Source organism: Oscillibacter sp., from assembly GCF_032060045.1.
Lineage (GTDB): Bacteria > Bacillota > Clostridia > Oscillospirales > Oscillospiraceae > Oscillibacter.
In genome coordinates this window covers 1-13,081 of sequence record NZ_DAMBZJ010000037.1, presented here as the reverse complement: position 1 = coordinate 13,081, position 13,081 = coordinate 1, and the positions used below count along the sequence as shown (strand labels likewise).

The window sequence follows — 13,081 nt, the reverse complement described above, 5'->3', positions numbered from 1 at the left end:
AGATGCACCTGAATCATGCCGACCTTGCGGCCATGGGCATTAAGATAGTCCACCGTCTCCTTCACGGTTTCGGCAGAGGAGCCCATGAGAATCACGCACTCGGTTGCATCGGGTGCACCATAGTAGTTAAACAGCTTGTAATCCCGGCCAGTAAGCTTATTGATCTCGTCCATATAGCTCTGGACAATGGCGGGAAGCATCGCATAGTGTTCGTTGCAGCCCTCGCGGCACTGGAAGAAAATATCGGGATTGACGGTGGTGCCTCGTGTGGAAGGATGCTCGGGATTCAACCCGTTTTTACGGAACGCCAGCAGCTGGTCGTAGTCCACCAGCTTGGCAAGATCGTCATAATCCAGCGCGTCAATCTTCTGCATCTCGTGGGAGGTACGGAAGCCGTCGAAAAAGTGCAGGAACGGATGGCGTGCCTTAATTGCAGCGAGATGCGCAACAGCGCCCAAATCCATCGCCTCCTGCGGAGAGGAGGACGCCAGCATACTGAACCCGATCATACGGCAGCCCATCGTGTCGGAGTGATCGCCGAAAATAGAAAGTCCGTGGACCGAGATGGTTCGGGAGGACACATGGAATACGCCAGGCAGAAATTCGCCTGCAATTTTATACATGGGAGGGATCATCAGCAGCAGGCCCTGCGATGCGGTATAGGTGGTGGTCAAGGCGCCGGCCTGCAAAGAGCCGTGGCAAGTGCCAGCCGCACCGGCCTCGGACTGCATCTGAATAACCTTCACAGGTTCTCCAAAAATATTTTTCTTTCCATTGGCTGCCCAAGCGTCCACCTTCTCCGCCATAGTGGAGGAGGGCGTGATGGGAAAAATGCTGGCGACTTCCGTAAATGCGTAGGATACGTATGCCGCAGCCGTATTGCCGTCCATAACAACACTTTTCTTACTCATAGTTTGGTTCCTTTCTTCCTCTTGTCCGGGGATCGGTGTTTAGCATGGAATTTTGCGCTGCCAATGCGCAATTTTCCGCATCGCGGAATTGTTTTCCGAAAATGGGGCAAAAAAATATTCACAAATGGAAATGCTTATGTTATACTCATGATAAGCGCTTGCAAAGTATTTGTCAAGTATATAACAGACAAATTTCAAAGCATAATTCTGTGCGAAAGGTTGAAAATATATGGCAAAAGAACAGGTTTCCAGCATTTTGAGGGCCCTTCAGATTCTGGAATGTTTTATGGATTCTGGCACGGAGTGGACGTTGAAGGCTCTGGTCGATCGTCTGGATCTTCCTACCACCACTGTCTTTCGGCAAATTTCCACACTGGTGGAGCGGCAGTATCTGGAGCAGGACCCGATCCGCAAAAGTTATCGCGTGGGACCCCGGCTCTATCTGCTTTCCAGCGCGATTTTAGGGCGCTCCGACATACGCAGCATGGCTCATCCGGAGCTGGAGCGGCTGAGTGAAGTGGTTCAGGAGACTGTCAATCTCAGCGTCATGTTGGATTATGATATTTTTTATTTGGATAAAGTTGAGACACACCGTTCCGTGGTATGCAACACGCAAGTGGGAGGTCGCGCGCCGGCCTATGCCACCAGCGGCGGCAAGGCGATGTTGGCCGCGCAGCCGGAGGAGTATGTTGATAAATATTGTGAATGGATGAAGGATCAGACTCCCATGACAGAAAGTACTCTTACAAGCCCCGAGCAGCTGCGGGAGGAACTGGTCAAGGCCCGGTTATACGGCTATGCCATGGACAACGGAGAGATTGAGCAGGGACTCATCTGCATTGGCGCGGCGATTTATGACATGACGGGCCGCGTTCGGGCGGCTGTGAGTATCGCCGGGCCCAACTATCGGATGAAATCGGACGAGACATTTATCATTGATGAGGTAAAAAAATCAGCAGAGCGAATTTCCGCGTTGCTAGGTTACCGCAGGTGAAAATCATTTTACACACATTGCAATTGGCGGGCTTAGACCCACACAAGGAAAGGAAGCAGCTATGAACAGCAAAGAATACCTCAATCATGTGTTTGGCTTGGATGGAAAAACCATTCTAGTGTCCGGCGCTGCAGGCGGAATCGGATCGGCCATCAGCGAGGGACTGGCTTACGCAGGGGCGGAAGTCGTCCTGTGTGGTCGCTCGGTGGAAAAATGTCAGGCCTTGGTCGACCGAATCACAGCCAACGAAGGCAAGGCTTCCGCCCTCCGTTTGGATGTGACGGATACGAGCAGCATCCAGAACTGTGTGGAGGCTGTAATCGCCCAATATGGAAAAATTGATGTGCTGTTCAACGTGGCTGGTATGAATAAACGGGAGGGGCTTCTGGACGTGTCCGAGGAGACCTATGACCGGATTATGAACACAAATCTAAAGGGCGTTTTTATGCTCAGTCAGGCCGTGGCCCGGGAGATGTACAAGTGCAAAAGTGGCAACATCATTAACATTGGTTCTCACAACGACGAGGGGATGCTGGGTGGCTGTTCTGTTTATGGAGCCACAAAGAGCGGCGTCGTGGCCTTGACCCGCTCCATGGCTGTGGAATTCGCACAGTATGGTATCCGAGCCAACGCCATCAGCCCGGGACACATCCTCACTGAGTTGACACAGGTGACCTGGGATCATCCCACCCGCGCGCCCTGGCTGCGGGAGCGGATTGCTATGGGTCGTCCCGGAATGCCGGACGAGCTGGTGGGAATGGCCATCATGTTGGCCTCCGATGCGTCGTCCTATATGACCGGACAGGCATATCATGTGGACGGCGGCTGCCTGTGCGGCGGCGCGCCCTGGGAATACGACACGCAATATTAAAAAGCGGCTTTGTCCGCTAAACCAATCAGGAAGACGGCACTTTTAAAAGTGCCGTCTTCCTTGCATTCCAACACAGGAGCCTTCGCATAGCTTCGTTCGCCTGACGACAATGCATGTGTTATGCTACTGTTTTGCTTTTTTTGATCCCGCTTGCGCGGTATTTTTGCACAGACCGAAATTGCAACCTTGTTTCTTATCGTTCTCTCCCACGGAATGTCTTTTCCGGTCGGACCCAGCGAAGCGCTTCCAGCGCTGAACGGATACGGTCGGATACCCGATTTCGGGTATCAAGAACCCATTGTTCATCAAGCGGCAGATTCATTGCCTTGGAAAAGGAATAGTACAGGTTTATCTGCTGGTAATATGATTCCAGCTGTTCGCAGGACGGCCCTTCCGGAACCGGCTTTTCCAAATGCTGTGCATTTGCAATAAAGCAGGCGTGGGCATACCCCGAAAACTGGGCCAGCAGCGCGGAATTTCCCAAAGAAAAAGGAACGCGCATCAAGCGCCACTGCATCTGCTCCGGCAGATGGTAGGGTTCCAGTATATCCAGCAGGAATAGCTCGGTGTTTACATCTTTCTTGCGGTAATAGGGCAGCGTCTCCGTCTCTGTGCTCCACAGCGCCAGCTTTTCCCGTAAGGGCAGCAAACCAATCTGCAAAATGGACTCGCTGGGACCGACCACAGCCTGTTCAATGGGCTCATCTTCGGCGGCAAGTTTTTCTTCCACCACGGGGATACGCTCGTCCAAACAAGCCACATAGCCCACATCGTAAATGCCGATACGCCCTGCCCTTCCGGCAATCTGCTTAATTTCCTGAGAGGTGAGAGGCCGGCGGGATTCCCCGTCGAATTTCTCCAGTTCCGTAAAAATCAGGCGGCGAATAGGGAGGTTGACCCCCATTCCAATGGCATCTGTGGCAACCAACACCGGATTTTCGCCTCTAATAAATGCGTCATACTGTCCCTTGCGCACCTCTGGGGGTAAGTCCCCGTAAATTACGCTGGATCGGATCCCCATCTGCCCAAGATATCGCGACAGAGACAGCACTGCGGCTTTGGAAAAAGCCACCAGCGCATCTCCCTTCCCCACGCTCTTCAGCTTCACCGGCGCGTATTCCGGCTGCAGCGGTACCAGCCGGGTATAAGACTTAAATTCATAGTCGTCACCGCAGTCCCGGATCATGGCGGTCAGCTGCTCTTTAGCAAGCATTGCACCGCAAAGGTGGATTTCCGGACAGGACAGGCCCAAAATGGCCCGGGTCCACGCATCGCCCCGCTGAGAATCCGCCAGCAACTGGGCCTCGTCAATCGCCGCTACATCGTATTTGCCACTTAAATTTGCTTTTTCCACCGTGCAGCAAAGATGCTTTGCACCGGGTGTCAGCACTTCCTCTTCCCCGGTAAGCAGGCTGCAAGGAAGCCCCTCTGCATTTAGCCGCTCATAATTTTCCAGCGCCAGAATCCGCAGCGGCGCCAGATAAATCCCCGACGGGCTTTGACGCAGACGAAGCATCGCCTGATAGGTCTTCCCAGTATTTGTATCCCCCAGATGGAGATAAAACATCCGCTTTTCCCGTCGTGCCTCCGGGTATTCGTCTTGCGGAAAGCGGGGCAGCAGCCGGTGGAATTCCCCGCGGACCATTCCGGGAATATGGCTTGAGAGCAGCACCGAAAGAATTCCAGAGCGCAGATACTCAGCACGGTTTTCCGCCACAACGGCGTCAAAGCTGTAATTCGTCCCAGTCTTGCGGTTATACTGCTCCAACACCCGCCGGGACACATTATCCAGCAGCGCAGTATATTGGGCGTAGACCTCTTGCCCGTCCGGAAAATCCGTCAGCGTGAGATTTCCAAGCTGTCGAAGCTGGCTGCGGATAGAACTCTCGTTGTGCCACAGACTGCGGGCACGGGACGAAAATGACTGCCGCTGAATTTGAGAAAAATTATGTTTGACGCGCTCAAAAGCAAGGCGCTGCTTTCGTTCTTTTTTCATTCTGCTATTACCCCGTCATTCGTGTTTTTTAATTCGCAGTCTCTGTATAATTTGGTTTTGGAATCCACCGGTAAAACCACTTATCAAGAATCATTTACTACACATATCTCCAAAATACCAGCAAGATAAACAAAAAATGCAACCTGATTCATGGGAATTTCCAAAATAGTCTTTGCGTGCTTGACAAAAATTTTGCAAAAGTATATAAAGCTGTTATAAGCGATGTATTCCCGGCCGGGATATTATTTATTCCTATATTTCGGAATATAATTCCGTATAGCGGAATAATGGCTTAGTGAAGGGGTGCTGAGTATGCCTCCGTTAAGGTGGTTATACTGCTTCACATGGCATCGCATGTATGCGCCGAAGTCCCATGTGTGTATGGCAACTCATTTATGGCAACGCATAAATCCAAAAGGAAAGGGAGTATTATTATGTCTGCTGGCGTATTTCTCGTAATTCTGGGTCTCTCCATCGTAGCGCTGATGATGCTGATTATGAAAGCAAAGCTGCACCCGGTTTTTTCCCTGTTTACCGTGGCTCTGGTCATGTCTTTGGTCATGGGCTTCTCCTTCGCCGAATCTCTGGTGAATATCAATGCAGGTTTCGGCGGCACCTTGCAGAGCCTGGGTATCCCCATTATGCTGGGCGCGATTCTGGCAATGGGTGTGCAGGATACCGGCGCGGCTAAATCGATTGCGAACTTCTTTATTCGTATGTTTCACGGTAAAAACCTGGAGCTGGCACCGGCTCTGACCGGTTACGTGGTGTCCATCCCCGTGTTTGGTGACATCACCACCATCTTGACCTCCAACATTGCAAACGTTCTTTCCAAGCGCAAGCACATATCCATGGGCAAAATGGCCGCCTTTACACAGTGTGGCTTGAACCTGACCCACGCCATGGTCCCCCCCACCCCCGGCATTCTGGCCGTGTCCATCATGCTGGGCGCTGATCTGGGTCTGACCATCTCCTGGGGTGTCGTGATTTCCCTGATTGCCTTCTTTGTGACTTGGCTGGTTCTGCGCAAGTGGACGGACAAGGAATTTGTGGAACCGGTCCCCGCCGTTGCGGCTGAGATTGAAGAGACCCATTCCGATAAGGTCAGCGACATTCTCATCAAGGGGGAAGACCTGCCCGGCACGTTTGCTTCCTTCATGACGATTTTGATTCCCGTGTTTTTGATTGCTTTCAGTTCCTTCGTGAAGATGGCAATTCCCGATAGCGAAGCCTCCATTCGCGCCATCACCGACATTCTTGGCGACAAGATTGTGGCTCTGGGTCTGGGCGTGATTTACACCATCTTCTTGGCCATCGCTCACAAGGCTTCTGTCCGCAATAGCAACAATGATGTGACGGGCAAGGATCCCAAGGATTTCCGTGAAGTGGTGCTCAACAGTTGGTTTGCTCGCGGCATGGAAGTTGCTCTGCCCGCTTTGCTGATCACCGGCATGGGCGGCGCTTTCGCCACCGTTATCAAGTCCTCTCCCGCCATTGACGGCCTGAGCCAAGTGATCGCCGGATCCGGCGTGCCCGGTCTGCTGATTCCCTTCCTGGTGGGCGTGATCATGATGACCGCCGTTGGCTCTATGACCACTGCCGGACTGACCGCCGCCGGTGTTATCATGCCCATGATGGCTTCTCTGGGCCTGACCCCCATCTCCACCGCTCTGGCCATCGGCGCCGGCACCATGATTTTCAACCACGTCAACAACTCCGGTTTCTGGGTCATCAGCAAGTTCTTCAACCTGGACCTCAAGCAGGGCCTGAAGTATATCACCATTCCGGATGTTGTGGCAGGCCTTACCTGCTTCATCCTGGTTTTCATCTGTGCCAACATCGGCCTGTTCTAAGCACGGCAACATATTTCACACAATATCACAGGGGAGCCAATGCCTTCTCCTGTAAGCGCAATGCCTAAGGAGAAAATGGCTTGCCGCTGTGGACGCAGCGGCAGGCCTTTTCCCGATTTTTATGCAGCCAAACAGGAAACAGGAGCTTGGACAATGATTATGCAAAGCTCCGCCGTTAAAAAGGAGAAACATACTATGAATCAGAAGAGCATTAAGGAAAGAGCCCTCTGGGCGCAGTTCGACGCGCTGGAAATGGGTTCCGGCTGGGACGACACTGACGTTACCAAGCCCCAGATTATGATTGAAGATGTGTTCGGTGATTCCCATCCCGGCAGCGTCCACCTCAATCAGCTGGCCGAGCAGGCCAAGTTTGGCGTCTTTGAAAAGGGCGGCTTTCCCGCCCAGTACCATGCCACGGACGTTTGCGACGGCTGCGCGCAGGGCCACGACGGCATGAACCTGGTGCTGGCCTCCCGCGAGGCCATTGCCAACATGGTGGAAGTTCACGCATCCGCTGTGCCTTGGGATGGTATGATTCTCTCCTCCAGCTGCGATAAATCCATCCCCGCGCACCTGAAAGCAGCGGCCCGTATGGATATTCCCACCATTTTCATGCCCGGCGGTTCCATGCGTCCCGGCCCCCATATGACCACCTCTCTGGTGGCGGGTGACATTTCTCTGCGGCAAAAGCGCAAAGACGCCATTTCACCGCAGGAAGTCCGGGATTATAAGCTCACCGGCTGCCCCTCCGTGGGTGCGTGCACCTTCCTTGGCACCGCCAGCACCATGCAGTGCATGGCCGAAGCGATTGGCTTGGCTTTGCCCGGCAGCGCTCTGGTTCCCGCCACTATGCGCGACATTTTGCAGTATGCCCGTCAGGCCGGGCGGCAGATTTTGAATCTGGTAAAACTGGGCATCACCCCCAGCCAGATCATGACTCCCGCCGCCTTCCGCAACGCCATCATTGTCCACAGTGCCATCGGCGGTTCCACCAACGCCACCATCCATCTACCCTCCATCGCCCGGGAGATGGGTTACGAGCTGCCCATCGAGCTGTTTGACGAAATCAACCATCAGGTCCCCCATCTGGGCAACATTAATCCCTCCGGCTCCCAACTGACCGAATCTTTCTGGTTTGCCGGCGGCGTACCCATGGTGCAGCTGATGCTCAAGGACATGCTGGATCTGAACGTGATGACCGTCACTGGTAAAACGCTGGGCGAGAATCTGGAGGATCTGGAGCGGGACAACTGGTTCAATCGCAATCTGGGATATCTTGAAAATTACGGCCTGACCCGCGATCAGGTGATTTTCCCGGTGGACAAGGCACCCGAAAAGGGCAGCGTCGCCATCCTCAAGGGCAATATCGCCCCGGAGGGCAGCGTGGTTAAATACTCTGCCTGCGTGGAGGAGCAGTGGAAGGTCACCGGCAACGCCCGTGTGTTCAACCACGAGGAAGATGCCTATGCCGCCGTGGTCAACGGGCAGATTAACCCCGGCGATATCATCGTCATTCGGTACGAAGGCCCCCGTGGCTGCGGAATGCCCGAAATGCTGATGACCACCGAAGGCATCGTGTGCGATGAACGCCTCAACGGCAAGGTCGCCCTGATTACCGACGGACGCTTCTCCGGCGCCACCCGCGGCGCCGCCATCGGCCACGTCAGCCCCGAAGCGGCCGCCGGCGGTCCCATCGCCTTTATTGAAGAGGGCGACATCATCTCCTATGATATTATGGAAAGAACCATGAACCTCACCGGTATTCACGGCGTGCCCTGCACCATTGAAGAAGCCACAAAGGTTCTGGAGGAACGCTCTAAAGCGGGCATTCTGCCCCGCGAAAAACGCAAGGGTTTTTATAAGCTTTACACGGACCACGCCATCTCCGCTATGAAGGGCGCCGGTCTGGAATAAATCGGGAATCTGAAAGGAATTTAATTATGCAAGCAGCTTATCTCGCGCCGGCCATCACATTATTCCACGAAGACGGAACTCTGGATTTGGAAAGTCAGGGAAAGCTCTTCGAGAATCTGATTGAAAAAGGCATTGACGGCATTTTGGTGGAGGGAAGTTCCAGCGAGTTTTTCGCCATGCCCATGGAGCAGCGCAGCATTATGGCCAAGTTTGCCATTGAGCGCATTAACCACCGTGTGAAACTGATTATTGGCACATCCAGCATGGTTGCGCAGCAAATTATCGACTTTTCCAACGAGTGTTTGGGCGCAGGTGCCGACGCGGTGATGATTCTCCCGCCTTACTATTTCCATTTCGGAGCTGAGGCCCTGTTTCAGTATTACGACCGGCTGGCCAGAGAAATTCACGGACCGATTTATATCTATAATTTCCCCGATAACACCGGCTACACCATTCCCCCCGAAACAGTTCTTCAACTGGCTCAGAAGCATTCCAACATCGTGGGCTTTAAGGATACTATTTCGGGAATGGATCATACCCGGGAACTGATTAAATTGATTAAGCCCCTGATTCCCTCTTTTGAGATTTACTCCGGTTTTGACGATAACTTTGCCCACAACGTTCTTTCCGGAGGCAACGGCTGCATCGGCGCGTTGAGCAATGTGGTGCCTGAGGTATGCACCGCATGGGCGCGGGCTTTTCGTGAAAACAATCTGGACGGCATCGCCGCAGGCCAGCAGAGCATCGACCGCCTGATGGATCTGTACAGCATCCGCAGTCCTTTCCTGCCGGTTATTAAGGAAACGGCCCGTCTACGGGGAATTTGCACCAACAGCGCCGGTACATTCCCCATGCCCAACGCCACGGTTGAAGACGATGCGCGCATTCTTGAACTGCTGGGTCGCGAAAATATTCTGTAAGCCCCGCTGAACCACGCACTTCGGAAGGAATCCCTCAATCGTACAGAGAAATACTCGAAAAAGCAACTGCAATTCAAAAACGAGGATGGGAACCGATTCATGTCGGCTCTCATCCTCTCTTTCTTTTCTATGCAAAGCAGACCGGTGCCAATTCCCCTTTGGAATCTGCTTGTGCAGCGACGGAGCGGGAAAAATGCAGACGAATCGCATCGCAAACCACGCGCTTTATTCACTTGCGATGACGTCTTTGCTTTAATTCCAGTATGCTTTTGCAGCATTTCTTACTTGAGCTGCAAAAATTCCGGTTTACTTTCCATTTCACCCAAAATTCAGAATTCCATTTTCCGCAAAACCGTGTTACAATATCCGTAAAGCAGACGGTTTGTCCGTCTGCGCCCGCCGATGCGGAGTCCTCGAACAGGGAGGTTCCCATGGCGGAGCTGGAAAAATTAAAAAACACACCAGCGGCGGCCCGTATTCGCGCCGCTGCGCATAGGGGCGCTCTGGCCCACGCGCTGCTGTTTACTGGTCCGGGCGACCGGGCAGGCGCGGCCCAATTTGCCGCAGCAGCAATGGAATGCACGGCGGAAAAGGAACCGCCCTGTGGCGTGTGCCCTTCCTGCCGCAAGGTGCTGGGAGGCATCCACCCGGACGTAACCACCGTGCGGGACGAAGCGCATAAAAACCTCTCCGTGGACGCGGTGCGCGCTGTCCGGGCGGACGCGTATATCCGCCCCAACGAGGGGGCGCGCAAGGTCTATATTTTTGAAGACTGCGCGCTTTTAACGGAGCAGGATCAAAATGTTTTGCTGAAAATTGTTGAGGAAGGCCCTCCCTATGCGGCGTTTCTCTTCTGCGCGGAAAATCCGGCGGCGGTGCTGCAAACCCTGCGCTCCCGCTGTGTGGAAATCAGGTTGCACCCAGAGGCGGAAAGCAGCGAAGCGACGGAGCTGTCCCCAGAGGTGGAGGCCCTTTGTCGCGCCGTGGGTGAAAAAAAACGGGGTGCGGTGACGGAACTTTTAGTGGAGCTGGAACGAAAAAAAACCGATCGGGAAGCGCTTCAAATGCTCTTGGAGCAGGCCCACGGTTTGTTCGCAGATGCACTTTTGATCGTCTATGGGCAGGAAGTTCGGGGAAAGAGTGAAAAAACGGCCCGGTTTCTTGCAAAAAACTTGACAAAACAGCAAATCATGCACACAATAGAACTATTGCAGTCATATTGCCGGGAATGCGCGTATAACGTGGGGGTGAATCACGTGTTGGGCGCTCTGGCCGTGGAATTGGAGGGTATCCTTTGACCGAAGTAATCAGCGTCCGCTTTCGTGGCGGCTGTAAAAATTATTATTTTGCCCCGGGGAACCGGCAAATTAAAATGGGCGATCAGGTGATTGTGGAAACGGCGCAGGGGCCGGAGTTCGCCACCTGCACGGAGGGGAATCACGAGGTGGAGGATTCCGCCATCGTCCACCCCTTAAGCAACGTGGTCCGTATGGCCACGGAAAACGACCGGCGCACCGTGGAGTACAACCGCAAGCGGGAGAGCGAAGCCTTTGACGTCTGCGAGAAGAAAATCCAGGATCACGGGCTGGACATGAAGCTGGTAAACGTCTCCTTCAGCTTTGAGGGAACCAAGATTATTTTTTACTTCACCGCCGACGGACGAGTGGATTTTCGAGAGCTTGTACGGGATCTGGCCGGGGTATTCCGGGCGCGGATTGAGCTGCGGCAAATCGGTGTGCGGGACGAGGCGAAGATGATCGGCGGCCTCGGCATCTGCGGGCGGCCCTTCTGTTGCTCGCAATTTCTGGACTCGTTTCTGCCTGTTTCCATTAAAATGGCTAAGACCCAGAACCTCAGCCTGAATCCCGCTAAAATTTCCGGCACTTGTGGGCGGCTGATGTGCTGCCTGAAGTACGAGCAGAACGCCTATGAAGACGCCGTGAAACGGATGCCGAAGGCCGAGTCCTTTGTGCAGACGCCGGACGGACCCGGCAACGTGCGAAGCGTGAACCTTCTGCGGGAAACTGTAAAGGTGAGCCTTGACTCCGCGCCGGAGCCTCAAAAAACCTATCGCAACTGCGAAATTCGAGTTCTTCGCAATGGCAAGGGCAGTCGGGAGGGCATTGAAGTCCCCCGCGAGCGGCCGGATCGCTATGTGGAAGAGCCGAAGGAAGAGGACTTTCTGCAATTTGTCTCCTCCGAACCGATGATGTCGATAGGAAAACTGGAAGACCTGCCCAACCGGGAGCGCATTGCGCCTCCACAGGACGGCGAACGCAGAAATTCTTCCCGCCGCCGCCATCGCGGCGGAAAAGGCAGCTCCACTGGAAAGAAACCGGCGGGGCAAACCACCGCGTCTGAAAAGCCTCAGCCGCCCCGCCCCGCCAAACCCAAATCTCCGGCAAAGCCGCAGCCCCCCAAGGGAGAGCGGCCCGCTGGTGAAAAGCCCCGTGGAGAAAAAGGCGAAGGCGGGCAATCCGTCCGCCGTCCTCACCACAGAGGCGGGCGCCGCAGAGGGGGCGGAAGTGGGAGCCAAGGCCAAGGCGGAGGCCCGTCTGGGGGAATAAACACGTAAAATTTATGGCGGGGAGAGGGAAATTCCTCTTCCCGCTTTTATGAAATTGGGAGGAACGGCATGGGAAAATTTGACGGTGTACTGCTGGCCAGCGATTTTGACAACACTTTGATTTATACGGAAGAAGCACTGCGCTGCGGACAGCCCGTCCCGCCTTTGTCGGCGGGGAACCGGGCGGCTCTGGAGTCCTTTATGTCCCAAGGCGGGCGCTTCACCGTGGCCACCGGGCGGGCGCTGCCCGCTTTTGAGCGACTGGCTCCGCTGATCCCTATGAATGCCCCTAGCGTGGTGTGCAACGGGGCAGCAATTTACGACTTTGAAAAGGGCGAATATCTGGAGACGGCGCTTCTTACCGCCCAGAGCTTAGAACGGGGCCAAGAAGTGCTGGACGCATTTCCTCGGGTTGGAGTCGAGGCATATCATCTGGACAGCGTCATTCACGCGGTGCAGATAAATTCTAGTATCCGTGCCCACGAGCACCTCACCGGGGTACGGGTGCAGACGCTGCGCCGCCTGACGGAAGTCCCCATGCCCTTGAGCAAACTTTTGTTTGAAGCGGAGCACCGGGACCTTATGCTCGCCGAAGAATTTATTCGCAGCCGGGACTGGGCGGCGGAATACGAGCTGATTTATTCGGGAAAAACACTCCTGGAACTTACCGCCAAGGGCGCGAACAAGGGTGGCATGCTCTGCCGCCTTGCGGCGCATCTAGGCATTGCACCGGAGCATGTCTACGCGGTGGGCGATGAACGCAACGACCTGACCATGCTGGCGTGGGCTTCTCAGGGCTTCGCCCCCGCCAATTGCGTGCCTGACGTGGCGCGCTGCGGGGCGCGGATGGTCTGCGACGCCCGGGACGATGCGCTGGCAGAGGTTATCTCTGCGCTGGAGGAGCGTTATTCCTGACGGCGGCACGAAGTCCATCCCCGTTTGGTTTTTATGGGGAATTCTGATGGGGCGCTTTGCACAATATTTAAAGTTTAGAAATTTTTGGCCGGTTGTAAGATGAAGTTGGACACTTGAATAGAAAAATCCATAGTGATTTTC

General features: G+C 54.4%; 8 protein-coding genes and 2 pseudogenes. 8 read left to right on the top strand and 2 right to left on the bottom strand.

Annotation, left to right across the window (positions count from 1 at the left end):
* Positions 1 to 911: pseudogene (locus RT018_RS13215) on the bottom strand (pyruvate:ferredoxin (flavodoxin) oxidoreductase); the annotation flags it as partial.
* A gap of 229 nt (positions 912 to 1,140) precedes the next feature.
* On the opposite strand from RT018_RS13215, the gene RT018_RS13210 reads away from it, so the two are divergent.
* Together RT018_RS13210 and RT018_RS13205 are read left to right on the top strand one after the other, a co-directional pair.
* Entirely contained in the window at positions 1,141 to 1,905 is a 765-nt protein-coding gene (locus RT018_RS13210; RefSeq protein ID WP_312942729.1) for an IclR family transcriptional regulator, read from the top strand.
* 61 nt (positions 1,906 to 1,966) lie between these two features.
* On the top strand, positions 1,967 to 2,776 hold the full coding sequence (locus tag RT018_RS13205; RefSeq protein ID WP_312942727.1) for an SDR family oxidoreductase: 810 nt from the start codon (positions 1,967 to 1,969) through the stop codon (positions 2,774 to 2,776).
* A 193-nt stretch (positions 2,777 to 2,969) separates the two neighbouring features.
* On the opposite strand, the gene RT018_RS13200 is transcribed toward RT018_RS13205, so the two are convergent.
* The gene (locus RT018_RS13200) at positions 2,970 to 4,772 is read right to left on the bottom strand and encodes a DEAD/DEAH box helicase (RefSeq protein ID WP_312942725.1); all 1,803 of its coding nucleotides are present in this window, start codon (positions 4,770 to 4,772) and stop codon (positions 2,970 to 2,972) included.
* Positions 4,773 to 5,206: 434 nt separating this feature from the next.
* Here RT018_RS13200 and RT018_RS13195 point away from each other — a divergent pair, with 434 nt between their 5' ends.
* From RT018_RS13195 to RT018_RS13170, 6 genes and pseudogenes are all read left to right on the top strand, one after another.
* A complete protein-coding gene (locus RT018_RS13195) occupies positions 5,207 to 6,625 on the top strand; it encodes an SLC13 family permease (RefSeq protein ID WP_312942723.1) in 1,419 nt (472 codons plus the stop codon).
* A 195-nt stretch (positions 6,626 to 6,820) separates the two neighbouring features.
* A complete protein-coding gene (gene ilvD / locus RT018_RS13190; RefSeq protein ID WP_312942721.1) occupies positions 6,821 to 8,539 on the top strand; it encodes a dihydroxy-acid dehydratase in 1,719 nt (572 codons plus the stop codon).
* Between the two features lie 26 nt (positions 8,540 to 8,565).
* Positions 8,566 to 9,459, top strand: coding sequence for a dihydrodipicolinate synthase family protein (locus RT018_RS13185; protein ID WP_312942719.1), 894 nt, complete (start codon positions 8,566 to 8,568; stop codon positions 9,457 to 9,459).
* A gap of 431 nt (positions 9,460 to 9,890) precedes the next feature.
* The gene (locus RT018_RS13180) at positions 9,891 to 10,757 is read left to right on the top strand and encodes a DNA polymerase III subunit delta' (RefSeq protein ID WP_312942717.1); all 867 of its coding nucleotides are present in this window, start codon (positions 9,891 to 9,893) and stop codon (positions 10,755 to 10,757) included.
* Positions 10,754 to 11,632 (top strand): annotated as a pseudogene (locus RT018_RS13175) (stage 0 sporulation family protein); the annotation flags it as partial. The gene RT018_RS13180 and the pseudogene RT018_RS13175, both read left to right, overlap by 4 nt.
* A 462-nt stretch (positions 11,633 to 12,094) precedes the next feature.
* Positions 12,095 to 12,940, top strand: a complete 846-nt coding sequence (locus tag RT018_RS13170) for an HAD family hydrolase (RefSeq protein ID WP_312942713.1) — start codon at positions 12,095 to 12,097, stop codon at positions 12,938 to 12,940.
* Positions 12,941 to 13,081: the final 141 nt, after the last annotated feature.